Genomic DNA, 22,723 nt, shown 5'->3' with positions numbered 1-22,723 from the left:
AGTGATAGGGCATATCTTCTACAAGAGATATGTCCTTCTTTTTTACTCTATTTCATATAATTCCTATTGCAACAGTATGAAATGTATGATACAATCCAAAACATACACTTTAGAAAAGAATAGGGGACATATACATATGGCACGAGGATTTGAGACAAAATGTTTACACTTAGAAGAGGAGGAAGGAGACTGTAGCCACTTTGGCGCTCTTTCCTATCCCATCTATCAGACGGCAACGTATGCACACCCGGGCGTGGGACAGAGTACAGGCTTTGACTATAGCCGCTTGCAGAATCCGACCAGAGAACATCTGGAAAAGATTGTAGCAAGTCTGGAAAACGGCATTGATGCATTTGCATTTACCACAGGCATGGCGGCTATTACCATGCTGATGGAGTTGTTTGCGCCGGGAGACCATCTGATCGTAGATGAAGACTTATATGGTGGAAGCATCCGTCTGTTTAGCCATGTATCTTCCAAGAATGGGCTGACCTTTTCTTCTGTGCCATGTCATGCGGTCAATGTAGAGGACTATATCCAGCCAAATACCAAGGCGATCTACATTGAGACACCGACCAATCCTATGATGAATGTGACAGATATCGCTGCTTTGGCTCAGGTGGCAAAAAAGCATGACATCCTTTTGATCGTGGATAATACCTTTTTGTCCCCATACTTCCAGAATCCGCTGGATCTGGGAGCAGACATTGTCATCCATAGCGGGACGAAATTCTTAGGCGGTCATAATGATACGCTGGCAGGCTTTCTTGTCACAAATCGGGAGGATATCAGAGAAAGATTTCGTTTCCTGATCAAGACGACCGGGGCGGGTCTGGCGCCATTTGACTGTTTCCTGATCCAGCGTGGGATCAAGACCTTAGGCATCCGCATGGAACGCGCTCAGGCAAACGCTATGGAGATCGCGCATTGGCTGCAAAAGCAGTCCTGTGTCACTGAGGTGATCTATCCGGGCCTCAAAAGCCATCCGGGACATGAGATCATGAAGAAGCAGGCGCGCGGTTTTGGTGCCATGCTTACTTTTCAGGTAAAAAATCAGGCGTATGCATATGCTATTCTTGGAAAAGTCCGCATGATCAAATATGCAGAGAGTCTGGGAGGCGTGGAAACACTTCTGACCTATCCGATGACACAGACCCATGCAGACGTACCGGACGAGATCCGCAGGAAAAACGGCATCACCGAATGTACCCTTCGTATGTCTGTAGGCATTGAGGATGTTAAAGATCTTCTGGCAGAACTTAAAAAAGTCTTTGCCGAGGCAGAGCAGAAAATAGAAGGCTAGGAAATATAGAAGATAGAGATACAAAAGGAGAAATCATGGCAGAGAGAAACTTAGATTTTGACAGACCGATCGACCGAAAAGGGACCAAGTGCTTAAAATATGACTTTGCGGTGGAGCGCGGCATGCCGGCAGATATCCTGCCGCTTTGGGTGGCAGACATGGATTTTCAGACATCTTCCTATATACAGGATGCGATCGTAGAGACCGCTTCGCATGGGATCTTTGGCTACAGTGAGTCGGATGATGCCTATTTTGAGGCACTGCAGGGATGGATGCGCAGACGCCATCAGTTTGAGATCGAAAAGAAATGGGTGGTAAAGACACCGGGCATTGTCTTAGCACTTGCCATGGCGGTCAAGGCATACACCAAATGCGGCGATGGCGTGCTCTTGCAGTCACCGGTCTACTATCCTTTTTCCGAGGTTATCCGCGATAACGGCAGACGTGTGATCAGCAACGATCTGGTTCTGGGCGAGGACAACCGCTACCATATAGACTTTGTGGATTTTGAAGACAAGATCGTGCGTGAGAATATCAAGTTATTTCTTCTCTGCAATCCCCACAATCCGGTGGGGCGCGTATGGACGGAGGAAGAACTTTTGCATATAGGACAGATTTGTCTGCGTCATGGTGTGACGGTGGTCAGTGATGAGATCCATCATGATTTTATTTTTAAGGGGCAACACCATGTTTTTGCCGGACTGAGTGATGCCTTGGCGGATATCACAGTGACCTGTACCTCTCCGAGCAAGACCTTTAATGTTGCAGGCTTGCAGGCATCCAATATCATCATTAAAAACGAAAATCTGCGCAAGGCATTTATCCATCAACTGGATGCAGCAGGTGTCAGCCAGATCGGGCTCATGGGGCTGGTTGCCTGTCAGGCTGCCTATGCACATGGGGACGAGTGGTACGAAGGTATGCTTTCTTATGTGCGGGGAAATATTGACTATGTCAGATCCTTTGTAGAAGAACGATTGCCGGATGTTCGGATGATCGACCTGGAAGGAACCTATCTGGTCTGGCTGGACTTCTGCGGCACAGGTTTGTGTCAAAAGGAACTGGAGGACAAGGTCATCTATGAGGCAGGACTCTGGCTGGACAGTGGAGCCATCTTCGGCAAGTCTGGAAAAGGCTTTGAACGTATCAATGTAGCGTGTCCGCGCAGTACCGTGCAAGAGGCAATGGAGCGGATTGAAAAAGCATTTACAAAATAAAAGGAAGTAAGGGCAAAGAGGCAGGAGAGATTTCTGTCTCTTTTTCTATGTCAAAACGCACAGCAGATGTGTTATACTGGGGCTATCAAAAACTTGGAGGACATTATGGATATCAAAGAACAGATTCATGGATTATCAGAAGAAATGATAGAAAATCTGGGCAAACTGGTTGCCATTGATTCGCAGTTGGCAGAGGCAAAGGAAGGCAAGCCATTTGGCGAAGGACCGGCAGAGGCGCTTCGTGTGGGACTTGAGATCGCAGAGGGACTGGGCTTTCGCACCGTCAATCTCGACAATTACTGTGGTTATGCAGAAATGGGCGAGGGGGATGAGATCGTTGGTATCGCAGGACATCTGGATGTGGTTCCGACCGGCGGTGACTGGACATACGATCCTTTTACCCTGACGCGTGATGGCGACTACGTCTATGGCCGCGGAACGACAGACGATAAGGGACCGGTCATCGAGGCACTTTACGCTATGAAACTTTTGCGTGATTCCGGTGTCAAGTTGAACAAGCGTGTGCGTCTTATCATGGGATGTAATGAGGAGACCGGATCGAAATGTATGGAGCATTATAATGAAGTTGAAGAAGAACTTTCCTGTGGCTTTACGCCGGATGCAAGTTATCCGTGCATCCATGGGGAAAAAGGACATATGGAGATGATGGCATATTCCAAGCATACCAAGATCCTTTCCATGAATGGTGGGTTCGTCTCAAATGCAGTATGTGATTCCTGTACGACCGTGATTCCGGCAAAGGATGGCTTGAAGGACCGTCTGGAAAAGGTTTTGGCAGAGACCGATCTGCAGGAATATAAAGTAAGCCAGGAAGGCGACAGGACCACGATCTTTGCCAAGGGTGTACCGGCGCACGCGTCTACACCGACACTTGGAGTCAATGCAGCGGCAGTTACCTGTCAGAGTCTGGCAGAAGCAGGCTTTGAGGATGACTTTGTGACCTTCTACAATAGCCATTTAGGCACAGCGTGTGACGGCGCAGGCGTTGGGCTCAAGTTTGCAGATGAGTACGGAGATCTTACCTTCTGCAACGGTATCGTTAAGACTGAGGACGGTGTCATTTCCTGCACCATCGATATCCGTGTGCCTGTGACTTTAAAGGCAGACCGGGTACGTAGTATGTGTCAGGGACATCTGGAAGATGAAAACGGACGCATTGAGATCCTTGAGATCGGGGATCCACTTTTCTTCCCGAGAGAATCTCCACTGGTCGAGGCTCTTTACAAGGCATATGTGGATGTGACTGGGGACAGCGAACACCAGCCTATGGTCATCGGCGGCGGCACTTATGCCAAGTCCTTAAAGAATATTATTGCCTTCGGACCGGAGAAATTGGGTGTGGATTATCGCATCCATGGTGCAGATGAGTATATTCTGGTATCCGGCATGGAAGAATCCGTATTGATCTACATGGAAGCGATCAAGAATCTTCTGGCAATCTAAATCATAAAATTTGTCAAAAAAATGCATTTTCTAATTGCGAAAGAGCAGACTGCCATATATAATAATATTCGGAAATAAAGTTACATACTTTTAGATAAGAATACATTTATATAGATTGAGATAGCAAATGAGAACAACATATACATACAATGAAGGAATCAACTTCCTTCGGGCAGTTTCCATCTTGGGGATCGTGCTTTATCATATCTTTCCATTCGCCATGAAGGGAGGCTTTCTTGGCGTCTGCTTTTTCTTTTTAATATCGGGGTATCTGGCGGCAAAGAAAGGTCAGATCGACTGGGATAATGAGAGTTTTCACATTCGTAAATATTATATCAAAAAAGGGCTACGCATATATCCGGCACTCTATATCATGGTCATGGCGGTCATTGCCTTTTTTACCGTCTTTCATCAGGAATTATTATTAGGGGCAAGAGAGGAAGCGGCAAGTATCTTTCTGGGTTACAACAACTGGTGGCAGATGCTGACGCAGGCATCCTACTTTATGAAGATCACGGAACACTCGCCTTTTACCCACCTGTGGTATCTGGGGGTGGAAATGGAACTCCTGGTCGTATGGCCACTTCTCTTTTTACTTTATAAAAAATGGATCGAGCCGCGTCTGGGCAAAGGGGCGATCTGGCTTTTTGTCCTACTGGCAGTTGCCTCTGTACTTGCCATGGGACTGATGTACCATGCAGACAATGTCAATCGTGTTTACTACGGCACGGATACACGTGCTTTTTCCTTCTTGATCGGCGTGGTCTTAGGCCTCAAGGAAGATGACTGGAATAAAAAAGGCAACATCCTCTTTCAGGGGGACAATGGGCGTGCTCTTTTTTTCGTATCTTTATTGGTGACGATCGCCTTGTTTGTACTTGTCGAAGGTGAGCAGGCATGGCTTTACCGTGGCGGTATGGCGCTGATCAGCCTGTTTTTTGCCTTTATGGTCTATGTGATGAACCAGTGCGATTTTACGACAACAGCACTGAACCGGAATAAGGTCCTGCAATGGATCGGCAGACATAGTTACTGGATCTATCTCTGGCATTATCCGCTTCTCTTTATTATCAACTTACAGCATATCTTTTAGAAATGGGGTGCGTAGCGATGAAAGATAAGAAGTATTACAAAAAGGTAGCCATTGGGATCGTGGTCGGTATCATTTCCGCGATCGCGATCGTGGGCTTTATCAAGGCTCCGTCCAAATCTTCCGATCGTCTGGCGGAAGATCTGCAAAAGGAGTTCAAAGCCAACCAGAAGATGTTAAAGGAGCAGGATGCAGCCAAGCAGACCAGCGCCGATCAGGATACATCCGACAGCAAGGATGCCAAGGAGGAGAGCGGATCAAAGATCACCTGTGTTGGCGATTCGGTTATGTTGGGAGCCGCACCGGAATTGATGCAGGCGATCCCGGATGGTGTGATCGACGCCAAGGAAAGCCGGCAGGCAAGGGACGGCGTGGAGATCTTAGAAGGTCTGAAAGAAGAAAATAAATTGGGCTCTACCGTAGTGATCGAACTGGGCACCAACTGTTATTTCAGTCAGGCGACCGGGCAGGAGATCATTGATTATCTGGGAAAAGATACCAAGATCTACTGGGTCACGGTCTATGGCAAGTATTTGCAGGATCAGGAGCGGACAAACGGTGTGATCCGCCAGTTGGCAAAGGACAACAAAAATGTGGAAGTCATTGCCTGGGATGCCTTAGGGGCAGAGAACCCGGACTGGTTTTATAATGACGGCATCCATTTGAATGGAGCAGGACGCAGTGCATATGCAAAGATGATCTGCAATGCGCTTGGAATCGAGACGACGGATGTCGACTTCTCACAAACGCAGACGACGGACAATGCAGGCGAGTAAAAAGCACCATAAGGAGCATGTATGAATTACGAACATGAGGTGGTCGTGCCACGAGCGGGCATGCCGTTTAAAATTGATATTTTTGAAGGGGCGGGCGGCAACTACACCAGAGAGCCGCATTGGCACAATTCGGTGGAGATCTTTGCCATTTATGAGGGCAGCCTGGTCTTTATCCTGCGCGAAAAAAAGATCCGGGTCGAGAGCGGTGAATTTATCATCATCAACACCAACGAACTCCACTCTATCCGTGCGGAGAAAGCAAATCTGGCGGTCTATGTGCAGATCCCGATCAGTGAATTCAAGAATTACTTGACTGCCGATCATTTTATCTCTTTCCACAAAAAGGGAAAGGGGGCTATGGCAGATCTGGATCCGGCGCAGATGGAGGAGAATGAGAAAAAGATGATGACCCTCATCCGCAATATCTACGATCTGACCGGTACGGATGTGCCGGGGCATGAATATGAGATGTTGCGCGATTACTATGCCATGATGCAGTTGCTGGTGACCGTCTATCGCCAGGAGGAGGCAGACGATCTTTTGTACCGGTCTTCCAAGGCTTTGCAGAGATTATCGCCGATCACGGAATATATCAAAAAGCATTATGCGGAGGATATTTCCCTACAGTCTTTGGCGGAGCAATTTGGCTATTCCATCGAACATTTATCCCGTATGTTCCAAAAATACGCCCAGATCAATTATAAGTCCTATCTGTCCGGCATCCGTTTAGAGCATGCCGTGGAGGAGATGGAGAAGGGTGATAAGACCATCAGTGAGATCGCGACCCAGGTCGGATTTTCGGACAGCCGTGCCTTGGCAAAGGCATTTCAGAAAAAGTATGGTATGCTGCCGAGCGAGTACAATCGGAAAAATCGCGGGCAAATGTCAAAAAATTGATATGTACCAATCAAGTATAAAGTCGAGGAAAATCATTTCTTTTGATACAATAAGGATGTAGTTTCAGTGCATGAAATTACATCCTTTTTTGCAAAAAACAATGGTAAAAGTATTAAGAAATATTGGAGGGTGAAACAATGACAAATATTCCAGAAGCAAAAATTGGTGTGGTAGCAGTCAGCAGAGACTGTTTCCCGGAGAGCCTGTCTGTTTCCAGACGAGAAGCTCTGATGAAGGCAGTACATAGTAAGTATCCGGATTTGGATGTTTACGAGTGCCCGATCTGTATCGTTGAGAGCGAGATCCATATGGTACAGGCGCTGGAGGACATCAAGAAGGCAGGATGCAATTCTCTGGTCGTATATCTTGGAAACTTCGGACCGGAGATTTCAGAGACCTTGTTGGCAAAGCATTTTGAAGGACCAAAGATGTTCATTGCAGCAGCAGAAGAACACGGCGATAGCCTTTTGGACGGCAGAGGCGACGCATATTGCGGTATGCTCAACGCAAGTTATAACTTACGCCTGCGCGGCATCAAGGCTTATATCCCGGAGTATCCGGTAGGCGACGCAGAGGACTGTGCAGATATGATCGCAGAATTCGCACCGATCGCAAGAGCCGTTGTAGCACTTTCTGACTTAAAGATCATCAGTTTTGGACCAAGACCACTCAACTTCTTGGCATGTAATGCACCGATCTATCAGTTGTATCAACTGGGTATCGAGATTGAGGAGAACTCAGAACTGGATCTGTTTGAAGCCTTCAATAAGCATGAAGGGGATGAAAGAATCCCTGCTGTTGTAGCAGACATGGAAGCAGAACTTGGCGCAGGCAACAAGAAGCCGGAGATCCTTGCCAAGTTGGCACAGTATGAGATCACCTTAAAAGACTGGATCGAAGAGCACAAGGGCTATCGCAAGTATGTTGCCATCGCAGGCAAGTGCTGGCCAGCATTCCAGACCCAGTTTGGATTTGTACCATGTTATGTAAATAGCCGTCTGACCAAGCAGGGTATTCCGGTTTCCTGCGAAGTAGATATCTACGGAGCACTCAGCGAGTTTATCGGTGCTGTGATCAGTCAGGATGCTGTTACCCTTTTGGATATCAACAATACCGTACCAAAGGATATGTACGAAGAAGATATCAAGGGCAAATTTGACTATACCTTACAGGATACCTTTATGGGATTCCACTGCGGCAATACCGCTTCCAACAAGTTATCCTTCTGCGAGATGAAGTACCAGAAGATCATGGCAAGAAGCCTTCCGATCGAGGTGACCAACGGTACCTTAGAGGGAGATATCGCACCGGGAGACATCACATTCTTCCGTTTGCAGTCAACTTCCGATGCCAAACTCCGTGCCTACATTGCACAGGGCGAAGTTCTTCCGGTAGCAACCAGATCTTTCGGATCCATCGGTATCTTTGCCATTCCTGAAATGGGCAGATTCTATCGTCATGTATTGATCGAGAAGAACTTCCCACATCATGGAGCCGTTGCTTTTGGTAATTACGGTAAGGTTTTATATGAAGTATTCAAATATATCGGTGTTCCGGTAGAGGAGATTGGATACAATCAGCCAGCCGGTGTACGTTATCCTACAGAGAACCCTTTTAAATAGGAGATAAAGATGTTATTTATTGGCATAGATCTCGGAACATCAGCAGTCAAGTTGCTGCTGATGGACGAGACAGGAAAGATATTAAAGATGGCATCCAAAGAATACGGACTTTCCTTTCCGCATCCGGGATGGTCAGAGCAGGATCCGCAGGACTGGTACAGCCAGTCCATCGCCGGTCTGAAAGAATTATTAGCCGGTTGTGACAAGTCACAGGTGGCAGGAATCAGTTTTGGCGGACAGATGCATGGTCTGGTGGCACTGGATGACAAGGATCAGGTGATCCGTCCGGCGATCCTTTGGAATGACGGCAGGACGACAAAGCAGGTGGCATATCTGAATGAAGTCATCGGCAAGGACAAATTATCTGCCTACACGGCAAATATTGCTTTTGCGGGATTTACGGCTCCAAAGATCCTCTGGATGAAGGAGGAGGAACCGGAGAACTTTGCTCGCATCGCCAAGATCATGCTGCCAAAAGATTACCTGGCATACCGCCTGAGCGGTAGTTTTTGTACCGATTATTCGGATGCTTCCGGTATGCTGCTTTTAGATGTCAAAAACCGCAAGTGGTCAGAGGAGATGCTTGCGATCTGCGGTATTTCTCAGGAGCAGTTGCCAAGACTTTATGAGAGTTATGAGGTCGTAGGCACCCTGTTTCCTAAGGTGGCAGAAGAACTTGGCTTATCTTCGGAGGTCAAGGTCATTGCGGGAGCAGGAGATAATGCGGCGGCGGCTGTCGGTACCGGCACGGTAGGCGATGGGGCTTGCAATATCTCACTTGGTACTTCCGGTACGATCTTTATTTCCAGCGATCAGTTTGGCGTGGATGAGAAGAATGCCCTGCATTCCTTTGCTCATGCCAATGGCAAGTATCATTTGATGGGCTGTATGCTTTCCGCTGCATCCTGCAATAAATGGTGGATGGATGAGATCTTACAGGAAAAAGATTATGTCGCAGCCCAAAAGGATATTAAGACTCTGGGACAAAATCATGTCTATTTCCTGCCATATTTGATGGGAGAGCGGTCACCGCACAATGACCCGCTTGCCAGAGCATGCTTTATGGGCATGACCATGGATACAGGTAGAGCCGATATGATCCAGGCAGTTTTTGAAGGTGTGGCATTTGCCATGCGTGATTCTTTGGAGGTGGCACGGAGTCAGGGGATTGACATCAAGCGCACCAAAATCTGTGGTGGCGGTGCCAAGAGCCCACTCTGGTGCAAGATCATGGCAAATGTTTTGAATTTACAGGTAGACCTCTTGGAGGTTGAAGAAGGTCCGGCACTGGGCGGTGCCATGCTGGCAGCCGTCGGTTGCGGTGCTTACGGATCCGTAGAAGAAGCGGCAGATGCGATCGTGCGCGTAGCAGATACGATCTCACCGGAGCCGGCATTGGTGGAGGCATACGAGAAACGTTATGCGACCTTCCGCCAGATTTACCCTGCATTAAAGGAGATTTTTCCTCAAGTCTGATTTTGTATAACAATCACTCTCCTTTAAGTTGATAATTGATAAGTAGCAGCGACAGAGCCAGAAATGGCTCTGTTGTTGCGTTTTTTGCTTTGTCTGATATAATGGGAAAATGATGAAAAAAATAGGAAAAGTGGTGGGGCTGGCTCTTGGTGTCCTTGTAGTCCTTTACGGAATGTTCCGTCTGGGCGTACACGTCGTACAATATCCACCGGCACCCCATGTAAAAGAAGGAAAAATACACATTGCCTGTGTCGGTGACAGTATCACCTATGGGGCAGGCGTTTTAGGGCATCGGCGCAGTCAGTCTTATCCGGCATATTTGCAGGAAAATTTAGGCGAAAAATATCAGGTCTTAAATTATGGACTCAGTGGACGGACCCTTATGGATGAGGGGGATGTCCCTTACCGCAGTGAGAAACTATATCAGAAAAGTCTGGATGCTAAAGCAGACATTTATCTGCTCATGCTGGGTACCAATGATGCCAAGGATTACCAGTGGGATGAGGATGCTTATGCCAAAGAGATCAAGGATTTTGTGGAGGCATATCAGACCGCGGCACCGCAGGCAAAGATCTATCTCATGCAACCACCGCAGGCATTTTCTACGCAAAAAGACGGCAGTATCAAGTATGGCATACAGGATGCGGTCATCGGTGGGCAGATGTATGAGATCATCGCGGACACGGCAGAGCAGATGGGTGTCGGCTATATTGATCTTTATCAGTTGACCAAAGACCACAGCGAATGGCTGCCGGATGGGATCCACCCCAATGCCGAGGGCAATAAAGCCATTGCAGATTATATTTATGAGTGTATAGAAAAGCAGTAAAAGAGGCAAACAAATGAAACAGGGAATTATATTTGATATGGATGGAACACTCTGGGATTCTGCCGAACAGGTGGCAGCGTCCTGGACACTGGCTTTGCACCAGTGCGGCTATGCGGATGCCGTTGTGACAAAAGAGGATATGTACCGCACCATGGGACGGACCATGGATAAGATCGCTGAGATGCTCTTTCCTTTTACCCAGGGAAAAGAGCGGGAAGACCTGCTTGCGACCTGTTGTGCCGTGGAAAATGATTATCTGCGTGAACACGGTGGAAAACTTTATCCGGGCTTGCGTCAGACTATGGAAACTTTGCAGAAAGCAGGCTATCATCTTTATATTGTAAGCAACTGTCAATCCGGTTATATCGAGGCATTTTTGGATTACTTTTCTTTTCATGACCTCTTTGAGGATATCTTGTGCTTTGGCGATAATGGCAAGCCAAAGGGAGAAAATATCCGTTTATTATATGAAAAAAATCATCTGGATACTGCGGTTTATGTGGGAGACATCCAGGGAGACTATGATGCGACCATGCAGGCGGGACTGCCTTTTATCCATGCAGCCTATGGATTTGGACAGATCGATCATCCGGTAGAAAAGATCGACGCATTGATGGATCTGCCGGAAGTTATGAAAAAGATGGGATAGGAGCCAATATGGAATTACAGGACAAATATAAAAAATTACAGGACTATCTGCGGGACTTGGGAAGCGTTGCTGTGGCATTTTCCAGCGGTGTGGATTCGACCTTTTTACTTGCCGCAGCCATCGATACTTTAGGAAAAGAAAATGTCATGGCAGTGACTACATCCTCCTGCTCTTTCCCGGAGAGAGAGTTAAAAGAAGCGCAGGCATTTTGTAAGGAGAGAGGCATTCGTCATGTGATCACAGCATCTGAGGAATTAGACATTGACGGCTTCCGCCACAACCCAAAGAACCGCTGTTATCTTTGCAAGCATGAATTGTTTGAAAAGATCCTTGCTATTGCCGGGGAAAACCATCTGGCAGCCGTTGTGGAAGGCTCCAATATGGACGATAACGGAGACTATCGTCCGGGATTGCTTGCCGTGGCAGAACTGGGGATCAAGAGCCCACTTCGGGCAGCAGAACTGGATAAAGAGGATATCCGTGCCTTATCCAAGCAGATGGGTCTGCCGACCTGGGACAAGCAGTCATTTGCCTGCTTATCTTCCCGCTTTGTCTATGGGGAGACCATTAGTGAGGAGCGTCTTGGTATGGTAGATAAGGCGGAGCAGTTACTTCTTGACATGGGCTTTCATCAGGTGCGCGTGCGTATCCACGGAGAGGGGCAGGAGACCATGGCACGTATCGAGGTTCTGCCACAGGAGATCGCACTTCTGGTAGAAGATGCCAAGCGTGAAAAAATCTATTCCTATTTCAAGGAGATCGGATTTGCCTACGTGACACTGGATCTGGGCGGCTACCATATGGGCAGCATGAATGTAGGCATTACAGAAAAAGAGAAGCAGATATAATTGTACAATATGCATAAAAATAAAAAATGTAATTTGTGATACATGTATAAAAGAGAGAAAAATATTTTGGGTATTACGAAGACAAAAAATTTATGCTACACTAAGCGCAATTAATGGTAGTTGCAGTGGGAACACGAGACGAAAGTTTCATGTTCCCATTTTTTTATGCACTATTATGCACTTATTAGAAAAGAGAAAAAGGAGAATTATTATGCCAAAGAATAAGTTTCAAGATGTAGTATTTACCGCCATTATGGCGACGATCATGGTCTACGGTATGGTTGTTTACAACGTAGCCCTCAATACCGGAGATGTCAGCGGGACAACCTTTGTTGCTGCTTTACATGAACTGCCGATCATGGTACCGATCGCTTTTATTTTAGAGTTTTTTGTTGTCGGAAAGATTGCCAGAGGTCTGGCATTTTCTGTGATGACACCACAGGATCGCCCACAGTTCATCACCTATGCGATCTCCATCTGCATCTGCTGTATCATGTGTCCGACCATGAGTCTGATCGCAACCTTCCTGTTCAAGGAGCCAAGTTTTGGTACCTGGATCAAGACATGGGCAATGAACTTCCCAATGGCGATCTGCTGGCAGATGTTCTACTGCGGACCATTGGTGCGTCTGATCTTCCGTCTGATCTTCGAGCGCAAGCAGGTTGAGGAAAAAGTAGAAGAAGTTATGGTAGAAGGGAATTAGAAAGAATTTCTAAAAAATTGATGTAAAAATAATACAAAAATCGTAGGAATTATACTTTTATCCATGAAAAAAATCGGTTATGATACAAATGGTTGTATATAGCCGATTTTTTGACTTTAAAATACATTAAGGGATAGATTATGGAAGCATTGGAAAAGACATGGCAGGAAGTCCTGTCTATGGAAAAAGATACTTATACTTTGGTTGATACCAGGGACGAACTGTCCTTTGCCTATGGCAATATACCGGGCAGTATCAATCTCTTGGAGGAAGCCCTTTTAGCAGAGGCTGATCAGTGGAAGGACAAGACGCTGGTCTTGTATTGTAAAAAGGGAGAACACAGTTTAGAGGTAGCAGGACATCTGCGCGAGGCGGGATGGCAGGAGGTCTATAGCCTAAAAGGAGGTTATCTTGGCTGGCTCATGCAGCGGATGCAGACGGAGGATGAGACAAGCCAGCCGGAGATCACGACCTTTGACATCGAGCAGAGTCTGCGTAAAAAGTTTAAAAAGACCATCTGGAGCAAGTTTACCAAGGCAGTCCGTGAGTATGAACTGGTGCAGGAGGGCGATAAGATCGCTGTCTGTATTTCCGGCGGTAAGGATTCCATGCTCATGGCAAAGTTGTTTCAGGAATTGCAGCGCCATCACAAGGTAAACTTTGATCTGGTATTTCTGGTCATGGATCCGGGATATAGCAAGGAAAACCGTGCTATTATCGAGAATAATGCCAAGAAACTGGGCATTCCGATCACGGTCTTTGAGTCAGATATTTTTGATGCGGTCTTTGAGATCGAGAAATCGCCATGTTATCTGTGCGCGCGTATGCGCAGAGGGCATCTCTACCACAAGGCACAGGAACTGGGCTGCAACAAGATCGCTCTGGGACATCATTATGATGATGTGATCGAGACTATCCTTATGGGAATGCTTTACGGGGCACAGATGCAGACCATGATGCCAAAACTGCACAGCACGAATTTTGAGGGTATGCAGTTGATACGTCCGCTTTATCTGGTGCGTGAGGATGACATCAAGAAATGGCGTGACTACAACCATCTGTATTTCCTGCAATGTGCCTGCAAATTTACAGAGACATGTTCTTCCTGTCAGGATAACGGACAGAACAATTCCAAGCGTCTGGAAGTCAAAAATCTGATCCGCGAGATGAAAAAGACCAATCCTTATGTGGAGGGTAATATCTTTAAGAGTGTGGAAAATGTAAACTTGAGCACGGTCATCGCCTACAAAAAAGACGGTGTAAAGCATCATTTTCTGGAAACTTATGATGATGCGCCAGTTGTAAAGAGGGAAGATAATGAAAGCGAATAAAAAAGAAGTTGATATGATCCATGGACCGCTTCTTGGCAAGATGATCGCCTTTACGATCCCTGTGATCTTATCGGGTGTGCTGCAGCTCCTATTTAATGCAGCGGATATTATTGTTGTCGGGCGTTTTGCTGGGAATGAGTCACTGGCAGCCGTAGGTTCGACCTCCTCTTTGATCAATCTTTTAGTCAATCTTTTTATGGGGCTGTCTGTCGGTGCCAATGTGACGGTCGCCTTTTACTTTGGCTGTGACCACAGGGAAAAGGTGCGGGATACCATTCATACGAGTATTACACTTAGTCTTGTGTGTGGCGTATTTTTAAGTATCTTTGGTATGCTGACATCCCATCAACTCCTGGTCTGGATGGGATCGCCGGATGATGTTATCGGTCTGGCAACGACCTATCTGCAGATTTATTTCTTAGGTATGCCGGCGCTGCTTACCTACAACTTTGGCGCTGCCATCCTGCGTGCGATCGGCAATACCAGGACGCCACTGTATTTTTTGATGGCATCCGGCATTGTGAATGTGGTATTAAATCTGGTGCTTGTTATTGAATTTTCCATGGACGTTGCAGGCGTTGCAATCGCGACGGTCGTTTCCGAATATATTTCTGCGGCACTGGTGCTTTACTATCTGCATAAGCAGAGCGATGTCATGCATTTTTCTTTCAAATATCTGGGGATCAAGACGGATGTTTTGGGACGAATCATCCGGATCGGACTTCCGGCGGGAATCCAGGGAACGGTATTTTCCCTTTCAAATGTTGTGATCCAGTCTGCCATCAATTCCTTTGGCAGTACGGTCATTGCGGGCAATTCCGCAGCCAGCAACATCGAGGGGTTTGTCTATATGGCAATGAATGCGGTATCGCAGACGGCAGTTACCTTTACCAGTCAGAACTTTGGCGCGGGCGACAAGGGACGTATCAAAAAGGTCATGTTCCTCTGTCTTGGTATCGTGGTTGCCGTAGGGTTTATCACTGGGGAGAGTGCTTATCTTTTCGGCAGACAACTTTTACATATTTATACCGATAGTCAGCCGGTCGTAGAGGCGGGACTGGTGCGTATGTCTTATATCTGTACCACTTATTTTTTGTGTGGTATGATGGATACCATGGTGGGATGTTTACGAGGCATCGGCAAATCCATTTTGCCTATGATCATGTCCATTGTTGGGGCTTGCGGACTGCGTCTGGTCTGGATCGCAACGATCTTTCAGATACGCCATACAGAGGGGATTTTATATATGGCGTATCCGATCACATGGGCGATCACGCTCAGCGCACATATCATTACTTATGTGATCTGTTTTAAGCGGATGCGGTATAAGAATTTCTAGGGGAAGACAGGCAGATAAGAGATAATTGGGAACGGTTTACAATGAAAAATAAAGCACAAAAGAATGGGTATAAACACACACTGCAAAAGCGGTTTCTGACACTTTTACTGGTCAGCATCATCTTGGCATCCGGCATGATCGGCGGTGCCGGGATCGCCAGTGCGCAGCGGGTCATCAATGAGGATTCTTCACAGATCATGAATCTGCTCTGCGAACAGAAGGCGAGCGAGATCAATCTGATGTTAAAAGAGATCGCCAGTTCGGTCGACATGGATTATTCTTATGTTTCCAGAAGGCTTTCACAGGATAGATCTATGTGGAACGATACGGAATACATGGAAGATTATATGCAGCATGTGCATGACGAACTGGATAATACGGCACGCAACACCTCTGCCGCAGTTTCTATTTATATGCGACTGAATCCGGATATTTTCCGGACAACGCAGGGTGTATTTCTGGTAAAGAATGCCATCGGAAAGTTTACGGAACGGGCACCGACCGATATCCAGGCATACGATCCGACCGACCGTGAGCATGTGGGCTGGTACTATGAGCCGATCGAGCAGGGACAGGCGATCTGGATGGAGCCGTACTACAACCAGAATACCCGTGTCTATATGACATCCTATGTTATCCCTATTTACCGGGATGATACGCTGATCGGTGTGATCGGTATGGATATCAGCATGGAAAAATTACAGGATTCGGTCAAAAATCTTTCGGCTTATGATACCGGGTATGCCTTTTTGGTTTCCGATGACGGAGATCTGGTCTATCACAAGGACTATGAAAACGGGATCACGGTCGATCAGTTTGACGATAATCTGACGCAGGTTCACGACATCTTAGATACAGAGCGCATAGAGGGAAAGATCTATTCCTATACCTGGAAGGGAGCATCCAAGCGCCTGGTTTACAAAAAACTGACCAATAACATGTATCTGGTCTTATGTGCACCGGCATCGGAGATTGATGTTTCGCGCAATAGCCTTGCCATGCAGTGTCTGGTGATCCTCTTTGTCGTGCTTTTGATCGCGTCGATCGCGGGCATACATATGGTGCACCGCATCACAAAGCCTTTGCGTGGTCTGACAGAGGCTGCCAAACAGGTGGCAGGCGGCGATTGGAATGCCAAGATCGAGGCGGGCGGTCAGGATGAGGTCGGCGTGCTGGCAACGACCTTGCAGAATACTCTGGAGCAGTTGCGTCACAATGTGGAGGTTGCCAATTATATGGCAGATCGTGATACTTTGACGGGACTTTATAACCGCTATTATATGACGCAGTTCTGCGGCAAACATATGATGGAAGGAGAAAAAGAGGCCGGGGTCCTCTACTGTGACCTGAATGGGCTCAAATATATGAATGACCACTACGGACATGCAAGGGGCGATCAGATGATCATGGAGGCGGCAGATCAGATCCGCCAGTGTTTCCCGATCGACATGTGCTGTCGTATGGGCGGGGATGAGTTTGTAGTCTGTGTATTCGGACGCAGTGAAAAGGATTTTCGCAAGCAGGCGGAAGAATTGCGCAGCAAGATGTGCTCGGGTCAACTGGCATCAGCATCTATCGGCTGGTGCTGGTGTGAGGAGATAGAGGATTTTGATGCCATGATGACAGAGGCTGAAAATGCCATGTATCAGGAAAAACAAAAGTTTTATGAGCAGCATCCAAAGCAGAAGCGATAGGAGGAAAAGGAAATGGAAAAATTTGATCTGTTGACATTGGGAGAGGTCTTGCTTCGCCTTTCACCAAAGGAAAATAAAAGAATCGTAAGAAGCACAGAATTTGAAAGTCACGTGGGCGGCGCGGAATTAAATGTCGCATCCGGGGTTTCCCTCTTGGGACTGCATACCGGTATTATTTCTAAACTGCCGGCAAATGCGATCGGGGAACTGGCAAGAAGTAAGGTGCGTTCCATGAATGTCAGCGATGACTATCTGGTATGGGATCACACGGAGGATGCAAGACTTGGTGCTTATTTTTATGAGAGTGCTACCTTCCCTAGAAAACCGCAGGTGGTCTATGACCGAAAGCACAGTTCCATCACCAGGATCTCGATCGACGAGTTCCCGGAGGATATGTATAAGTCTACCCGGTGTTTCCATGTATCCGGCATCACCTTAGCACTTTGTCCGGAAGCAAGGACTTGTGCCATCGAAATGATCAAGCGTTTCAAGGAGGCAGGGGCCCTGATCTCCTTTGATGTCAACTTCCGACTCAACTTATGGACAGGAGCCGAGGCAAAGGCATGTATTGAGCAGATCCTGCCATATGTGGATATCTTTTTCTGCTCTGAGGATACGGCGCGCCTGACCTTTTTAAAGGAAGGATCCCTAGAAGACATCATGCGCTCCTTTACCGCTGAGTATCCGATCCAGATCGTGGCATCCACCCAGCGTGTGGTACACAGTCCAAAGCAGCACAGTTTTGGCTCTGTGATCTACGAGGCAAAGAGTGATACCTTCTATACCGAGCAGCCTTATGAGAAGATCGATGTAGTTGACCGCATCGGCAGTGGGGATGCTTATTGTGGCGGTATGCTATATGGCCTGCTTTCTTCCGATATGGATTGCAGGAAGGCACTTGCTTTTGGTAATGCCTGCAGTGCTATCAAAAATACCATTCCGGGAGATCTGCCGTCATCTGATCTGCATGAGGTGGAATATGTCATTGCAGACCACAACGCAAAAGGTCCTGTTTCGGAAATGAACAGATAAGAATATTTGAACAGACAAGGCTTTCGTACATGGGTGCGGAAGCCTTTTTCTTTCGCAAAAAATAAATAGTGTCCTCTTGACATATACCCCATGGGGGTATATAATCCAGACCGTAGGGACGTTCCTTTTGCCACATGGAGTGTCCCTACGGTCTGCTACAATCCGAAGAAAGGAGAAAGAGATGGAAGAAAAGATGGAAAATACCTGTCCGCACTGCAGTTCTTGTAATAAAAAAGTGCGCGATGAGAAAGAATATAAAGATATGATGAACCGTTTGAGCCGTATTGAAGGTCAGGTGCGAGGGGTCAAAGGCATGGTGGAAAACGATGCCTATTGCGTGGATATTTTGACCCAGGTCAGCGCGATCACATCTGCTCTCAATAGTTTTAATAAAGTTTTGCTTGCCAACCATATCAAGACCTGTGTGGCAAATGATATCCGGGAAGGCAAGAATGAAAAGGTGGACGAACTGGTCGTTACCTTACAGAAATTGATGAAATAAGGAGGACAGACATGCAAAAATATGACGTAACGGGAATGTCCTGCGCGGCATGTTCGGCGCGCGTAGAAAAGGTCGTGCGAAATGTGGACGGCGTGACGGATGTAGCGGTCAACCTGTTGACCAATTCCATGAATGTGGAAGGACATGCGGATAGCGGAGCCATTATCGCAGCAGTCACAGAAGCCGGTTATGGTGCATCCTTAAAAGAAGATGGACAGGGAGGACAGGCCCAGGCTAAGAGTGGAGCAAGTGAAGCCGACCAGTTGGCGAGCACACAAAAGAAAGCCTTTCGTACTTTGCGCAACCGCCTGATCGCATCCCTTTGCTTTTTATTGCCGCTCATGTATGTTTCTATGGGACATATGATGTGGGGCTGGCCTTTGCCATCCTTTATGGCAGGCAATCATGTGGCAATGGGCTTGTATCAGTTGCTTTTGACGGTGGCGGTCATGGTCATCAATCAAAAGTTCTTCATCAGCGGCTTTACCAGCGCATGGCACAAGTCTCCCAATATGGATACCCTGGTAGCCATGGGAGCGGGCGCATCTTTTGGCTATAGTGTCTACGCCCTTTTCGCTATGACCGGGGCACAGATGGCAGGCGATATGGACGGCGTTATGAAGTATCTGGATTCTTTCTATTTTGAATCTGCAGCCATGATCCTGACCTTGATCACGGTCGGAAAGATGTTGGAGGCATATTCCAAGGGAAGGACGACCGATGCTCTGCGTGGGCTGATGGAACTGGCACCAAAACAGGCAACGATCCTTGTGGATGGTGCAGAGAAAAAGGTGCCGATCGATCAGGTCAAGGTGGATGATGTCTTTGTGGTACGTCCGGGCGAGAGCATTCCGGTGGATGGCGTGATCCTTTCGGGACAAAGCGCCATTGATGAATCCGCGATCTCCGGTGAGAGTATCCCGGTAGACAAAGAGGTGGGCGATGAAGTGACGGCTGCGACCATCAATGCTTCCGGTTTTATTACCGCAAAGGCTACGCGTGTCGGCTCGGATACCACACTTGCCAAGATCATTCACATGGTCAGTGATGCATCGGCAACCAAGGCACCGATCGCCAAGGTGGCAGACAAGATATCCGGTATTTTTGTCCCGGCAGTCTTAGGTATCGCTCTGGTGGCATTTTTGATCTGGCTTGCTGTCGGACAGACCTTTGGTTTTGCACTTTCCCGTGCCATTGCCGTACTGGTGATCTCCTGCCCGTGTGCGCTTGGACTGGCAACGCCGGTAGCGATCATGGTCGGCAACGGTGTCGGTGCCAAGAAGGGCATCCTCTTTAAGAATGCAACTTCTCTGGAACAGGCAGGTAAGACGACAACAGTTGTCTTAGATAAGACAGGTACGATCACTAAGGGTCAACCAAAGGTGACTGATATCGTACCGCAGGAAGGCATTTCGGCAGAGGAATTACTGGCACTGGCGGCATCCTTGGAAAGCAAGAGCGAACATCCGCTTGCCAAAGCAGTGATCGCCTACGGAGAGGCACAAAACATTGTCTCGGATCCGGTAGAGGGATTTGAGAGCATGGCAGGCAATGGTCTGTCGGGGCTGTGGCGTGGCAAACGCATTTATGGTGGCAAGGAAGAATTTATCGCACCGCTTGCCAAGGACTCTTTTTCTGCTTTTGCAAAGAGCCATGAGATCGAACTTTTGGCAAAGCAGGGAAAGACACCGCTCTTTTTCTCCAGCCAGGATCAATTTTACGGTATGATCTGTGTGGCAGATGAGATGAAAGAGGACAGTCCGCAGGCGATCGCAGAACTGAAAAATATGGGCGTGCATGTCGTCATGCTGACGGGCGACAGGGTAGAGACAGCCCAGGCGATCGGAGCGCGTGCAGGAGTAGACGAGGTCATCGCGGGGGTTCTGCCGGATGGCAAAGAAGAAGTGGTCCGCCGCTTCTCTCAAGATGGTCACGTCATGATGGTAGGCGATGGTATCAATGATGCCCCTGCTCTGACGCGAGCGGATGTTGGTGTTGCCATTGGCGCAGGTACGGATATTGCCATAGATGCCGCTGATGTGGTGCTGGTCAACAGCCGTCTTACGGATGTGGCAGCCGCCATCCGCTTGAGCCGTAGAACGCTTCGGAATATCCACGAAAACCTCTTTTGGGCATTTTTCTACAATGCCATTGGTATTCCGTTGGCAGCCGGACTCTGGTATCCGTTTACCGGATGGGAGTTAAACCCGATGTTTGGTGCGGCGGCAATGAGCCTTTCCAGTTTCTGCGTCGTGACCAACGCCCTGCGTTTGAATTTTGTCGATATTTACAGTACCAAGCGGGATAAAAAAGTCAAAGGACAAAAAGCAAAATCGCACGTTACAGAAGCGCAAGATACTGTTATAATAGAAAACAAGACAAAGGCGGATCAAAAAGAAAAGATAGATAAGGAGAATTCTGACATGGAGGAAACATTAAAAGTTAAGGGAATGATGTGTGCACATTGCGAGGCACACGTAAAGGAAGCACTGGAGAAGATCGACGGTGTGACCGAGGCAAAGGCAGATCATGAGGCATGCGAGGTCGTGGTCAAGATGAGCGCACCGGTAGCCGAGGATGTGCTTGCTGCCGCAGTAAAAGATGCCGGATATGAATTTGAAGGAATAAAATAAAAAAATGCCGCAGTCTTTGATCGGACTGCGGTTTTTTCATAAATTTTTACCGGAAAATATAGAAAGGAAAGATGTAAGAGATGATAAACGAAACTTACAAGGCGATGTTGGGCGGCAAATCCATCATCCGTGAATTGAGTGAATACGCGACAAAAAGGGGAGAGAAGATCGGGTATGACAATGTTTTTGACTACAGTCTGGGCAATCCCAGCGTGCCTTGTGCCGAGGATTATACCAAGGCGATCATTGACATGCATGAGACCATGAATCCCATGGAATTGCACGGTTACAGCCCATCTACCACCATTCCTTCGGTGCGCAAAGCGGTCGCAGAGAGCCTGAACCGGCGCTTTGGCATGCAGTACGGCATGGAACATATCTTTATGACGAGTGGTGCAGCAGGCGCATTGGCGCATGCCCTGCGTGCGGTTACCAAACCGGGCGACACGGTGCTGACCTTTGCACCATTTTTCCCGGAATATACACCTTATGTTGAAGGAACCGGGGCAAAGTTAGAGGTTGTGCCGGCACATACCAAGGATTTCCAGATCAATTTTGAGGCTTTTGAGGAAATGCTGACAGGGGACGTGATGGCGGTGCTCATCAATACACCAAACAATCCGTCCGGTATCGTCTATTCGGAGGAGACCATAGAGCATTTGGCAGATCTTTTGCGTCAAAAGGAAAAGGCATTCGGACATGAGATCTTTTTGATCAGCGATGAACCATACCGTGAGATTGCCTTTGATGGAAAAAGCGTGCCGTATCCGAGCCGCTATTATGACAACACGCTCTCCTGCTATTCTTTTTCCAAGAGTCTGAGTATTCCGGGCGAGCGTATTGGTTATGTGGCAGTCAATCCAAAGGCGGTGGATGCAGATCTTTTAGTGCCGATCATGGCGCAGATCAGCCGTGGAACCGGACACAACTGTCCGTCATCTTCGGTGCAACTGGCTGTGGCACGCGTGTTGGATGAGACAAGTGATCTTTCCGTTTATGAGACCAATATGAATCTTTTGTATGATACCTTGGTAGACCTGGGCTTTACGGTGGTGCGTCCGGGAGGTACCTTTTATATTTTCCCAAAGGCACTTGAGGAAGATGCTAATGTCTTTTGCCAGAAGGCAAAGGAATACGATCTGATCCTGGTGCCGTCTGATAATTTTGGTGTGCCGGGGTATTTCCGTATGGCTTACTGCATTGATACGGAAAAGGTCAAGAGGAGCATTCCGGTATTGCGCAGATTTGTAGAGGAGCAATATCCGGATCGTTAGAAGGAATTTTGCAATTATATGGTTTATGGTGGATAGACAAAAGA

Annotated in this window: 18 protein-coding genes and 1 pseudogene; all 19 read left to right on the top strand. The window is 47.5% G+C overall.

All coding sequences use genetic code 11. The features are described 5' to 3' along the window. The first annotated feature begins 136 nt into the window (after positions 1 to 136). The 19 genes and pseudogenes from H8R94_RS05100 to H8R94_RS05010 all read left to right on the top strand — a co-directional run bounded on the left by H8R94_RS05100 (position 137) and on the right by H8R94_RS05010 (position 22,679). Positions 137 to 1,303, top strand: coding sequence for a trans-sulfuration enzyme family protein (locus tag H8R94_RS05100; RefSeq protein ID WP_186854074.1), 1,167 nt, complete (start codon positions 137 to 139; stop codon positions 1,301 to 1,303). Positions 1,304 to 1,338: 35 nt separating this feature from the next. Next, positions 1,339 to 2,520, top strand: a complete 1,182-nt coding sequence (locus H8R94_RS05095) for a MalY/PatB family protein (RefSeq protein WP_118280255.1) — start codon at positions 1,339 to 1,341, stop codon at positions 2,518 to 2,520. Positions 2,521 to 2,625: 105 nt separating this feature from the next. Further along, entirely contained in the window at positions 2,626 to 3,984 is a 1,359-nt protein-coding gene (locus H8R94_RS05090; RefSeq protein ID WP_186854073.1) for a M20 family metallopeptidase, read from the top strand. 127 nt (positions 3,985 to 4,111) lie between these two features. Beyond that, positions 4,112 to 5,077 carry an acyltransferase family protein gene (locus tag H8R94_RS05085; RefSeq protein ID WP_118280254.1) on the top strand — a complete coding sequence of 322 codons (966 nt, stop codon included), beginning with the start codon at positions 4,112 to 4,114 and terminating at the stop codon, positions 5,075 to 5,077. Positions 5,078 to 5,094: 17 nt separating this feature from the next. After that, positions 5,095 to 5,850, top strand: a complete 756-nt coding sequence (locus tag H8R94_RS05080) for an SGNH/GDSL hydrolase family protein (protein WP_186854072.1) — start codon at positions 5,095 to 5,097, stop codon at positions 5,848 to 5,850. Positions 5,851 to 5,871: 21 nt separating this feature from the next. After that, positions 5,872 to 6,747, top strand: a complete 876-nt coding sequence (locus H8R94_RS05075) for a helix-turn-helix domain-containing protein (protein WP_118280252.1) — start codon at positions 5,872 to 5,874, stop codon at positions 6,745 to 6,747. Between the two features lie 137 nt (positions 6,748 to 6,884). Further along, a complete protein-coding gene (locus H8R94_RS05070) occupies positions 6,885 to 8,369 on the top strand; it encodes an L-fucose/L-arabinose isomerase family protein (RefSeq protein WP_186854071.1) in 1,485 nt (494 codons plus the stop codon). A gap of 9 nt (positions 8,370 to 8,378) precedes the next feature. Beyond that, a complete protein-coding gene (gene xylB, locus H8R94_RS05065) occupies positions 8,379 to 9,845 on the top strand; it encodes a xylulokinase (RefSeq protein WP_186854070.1) in 1,467 nt (488 codons plus the stop codon). Positions 9,846 to 9,954: 109 nt separating this feature from the next. Further along, a pseudogene (locus H8R94_RS05060) lies at positions 9,955 to 10,602 on the top strand (GDSL-type esterase/lipase family protein); the annotation flags it as partial. Between the two features lie 85 nt (positions 10,603 to 10,687). After that, positions 10,688 to 11,323: an HAD family hydrolase gene (locus tag H8R94_RS05055; protein ID WP_186854069.1), complete on the top strand. Its 636-nt coding sequence runs from the start codon at positions 10,688 to 10,690 to the stop codon at positions 11,321 to 11,323. Between the two features lie 8 nt (positions 11,324 to 11,331). Further along, positions 11,332 to 12,171: an ATP-dependent sacrificial sulfur transferase LarE gene (gene larE, locus H8R94_RS05050; protein ID WP_186854068.1), complete on the top strand. Its 840-nt coding sequence runs from the start codon at positions 11,332 to 11,334 to the stop codon at positions 12,169 to 12,171. Positions 12,172 to 12,382: 211 nt separating this feature from the next. Continuing rightward, positions 12,383 to 12,874, top strand: a complete 492-nt coding sequence (locus H8R94_RS05045; RefSeq protein ID WP_118280246.1) for a DUF2798 domain-containing protein — start codon at positions 12,383 to 12,385, stop codon at positions 12,872 to 12,874. A 140-nt stretch (positions 12,875 to 13,014) separates the two neighbouring features. Then, positions 13,015 to 14,205, top strand: coding sequence for an ATP-binding protein (locus tag H8R94_RS05040; protein ID WP_186854067.1), 1,191 nt, complete (start codon positions 13,015 to 13,017; stop codon positions 14,203 to 14,205). After that, positions 14,192 to 15,544: an MATE family efflux transporter gene (locus H8R94_RS05035; RefSeq protein WP_186854066.1), complete on the top strand. Its 1,353-nt coding sequence runs from the start codon at positions 14,192 to 14,194 to the stop codon at positions 15,542 to 15,544. Before H8R94_RS05040 ends, H8R94_RS05035 begins: the two co-directional genes overlap by 14 nt. Positions 15,545 to 15,585: 41 nt before the next feature. After that, entirely contained in the window at positions 15,586 to 17,238 is a 1,653-nt protein-coding gene (locus tag H8R94_RS05030; protein WP_186854065.1) for a diguanylate cyclase domain-containing protein, read from the top strand. Positions 17,239 to 17,250: 12 nt separating this feature from the next. Beyond that, complete coding sequence (locus H8R94_RS05025) at positions 17,251 to 18,270, top strand: sugar kinase (protein ID WP_178009825.1); 1,020 nt, start codon at positions 17,251 to 17,253, stop codon at positions 18,268 to 18,270. A 181-nt stretch (positions 18,271 to 18,451) separates the two neighbouring features. Then, on the top strand, positions 18,452 to 18,772 hold the full coding sequence (locus H8R94_RS05020) for a metal-sensing transcriptional repressor (RefSeq protein WP_118280241.1): 321 nt from the start codon (positions 18,452 to 18,454) through the stop codon (positions 18,770 to 18,772). An 11-nt stretch (positions 18,773 to 18,783) separates the two neighbouring features. Beyond that, positions 18,784 to 21,405 (top strand): heavy metal translocating P-type ATPase, encoded by a 2,622-nt coding sequence (locus tag H8R94_RS05015; protein ID WP_186854064.1) that lies wholly within the window; start codon positions 18,784 to 18,786, stop codon positions 21,403 to 21,405. Between the two features lie 80 nt (positions 21,406 to 21,485). Further along, a complete protein-coding gene (locus H8R94_RS05010) occupies positions 21,486 to 22,679 on the top strand; it encodes a pyridoxal phosphate-dependent aminotransferase (RefSeq protein ID WP_186854063.1) in 1,194 nt (397 codons plus the stop codon). Positions 22,680 to 22,723 lie beyond the last annotated feature (44 nt).

The organism is Roseburia lenta (assembly GCF_014287435.1).
Classification (GTDB): Bacteria; Bacillota; Clostridia; order Lachnospirales; family Lachnospiraceae; genus Pararoseburia; species Pararoseburia lenta.
Note: the sequence above shows the minus strand (reverse complement) of the source record. Positions and strands in the feature narration are given on the sequence as shown.

Coding starts and splice junctions, on each gene's coding strand:
- H8R94_RS05085 (WP_118280254.1), top strand. CDS start 4,112: ATGAGAACAACATATACATACAATGAAGGAATCAACTTCCTTCGGGCA.
- H8R94_RS05055 (WP_186854069.1), top strand. CDS start 10,688: ATGAAACAGGGAATTATATTTGATATGGATGGAACACTCTGGGATTCT.
- H8R94_RS05025 (WP_178009825.1), top strand. CDS start 17,251: ATGGAAAAATTTGATCTGTTGACATTGGGAGAGGTCTTGCTTCGCCTT.
- H8R94_RS05080 (WP_186854072.1), top strand. CDS start 5,095: ATGAAAGATAAGAAGTATTACAAAAAGGTAGCCATTGGGATCGTGGTC.
- larE (WP_186854068.1), top strand. CDS start 11,332: ATGGAATTACAGGACAAATATAAAAAATTACAGGACTATCTGCGGGAC.
- H8R94_RS05075 (WP_118280252.1), top strand. CDS start 5,872: ATGAATTACGAACATGAGGTGGTCGTGCCACGAGCGGGCATGCCGTTT.
- H8R94_RS05035 (WP_186854066.1), top strand. CDS start 14,192: ATGAAAGCGAATAAAAAAGAAGTTGATATGATCCATGGACCGCTTCTT.
- xylB (WP_186854070.1), top strand. CDS start 8,379: ATGTTATTTATTGGCATAGATCTCGGAACATCAGCAGTCAAGTTGCTG.
- H8R94_RS05040 (WP_186854067.1), top strand. CDS start 13,015: ATGGAAGCATTGGAAAAGACATGGCAGGAAGTCCTGTCTATGGAAAAA.
- H8R94_RS05090 (WP_186854073.1), top strand. CDS start 2,626: ATGGATATCAAAGAACAGATTCATGGATTATCAGAAGAAATGATAGAA.
- H8R94_RS05070 (WP_186854071.1), top strand. CDS start 6,885: ATGACAAATATTCCAGAAGCAAAAATTGGTGTGGTAGCAGTCAGCAGA.
- H8R94_RS05100 (WP_186854074.1), top strand. CDS start 137: ATGGCACGAGGATTTGAGACAAAATGTTTACACTTAGAAGAGGAGGAA.
- H8R94_RS05045 (WP_118280246.1), top strand. CDS start 12,383: ATGCCAAAGAATAAGTTTCAAGATGTAGTATTTACCGCCATTATGGCG.
- H8R94_RS05030 (WP_186854065.1), top strand. CDS start 15,586: ATGAAAAATAAAGCACAAAAGAATGGGTATAAACACACACTGCAAAAG.
- H8R94_RS05015 (WP_186854064.1), top strand. CDS start 18,784: ATGCAAAAATATGACGTAACGGGAATGTCCTGCGCGGCATGTTCGGCG.
- H8R94_RS05095 (WP_118280255.1), top strand. CDS start 1,339: ATGGCAGAGAGAAACTTAGATTTTGACAGACCGATCGACCGAAAAGGG.
- H8R94_RS05020 (WP_118280241.1), top strand. CDS start 18,452: ATGGAAGAAAAGATGGAAAATACCTGTCCGCACTGCAGTTCTTGTAAT.
- H8R94_RS05010 (WP_186854063.1), top strand. CDS start 21,486: ATGATAAACGAAACTTACAAGGCGATGTTGGGCGGCAAATCCATCATC.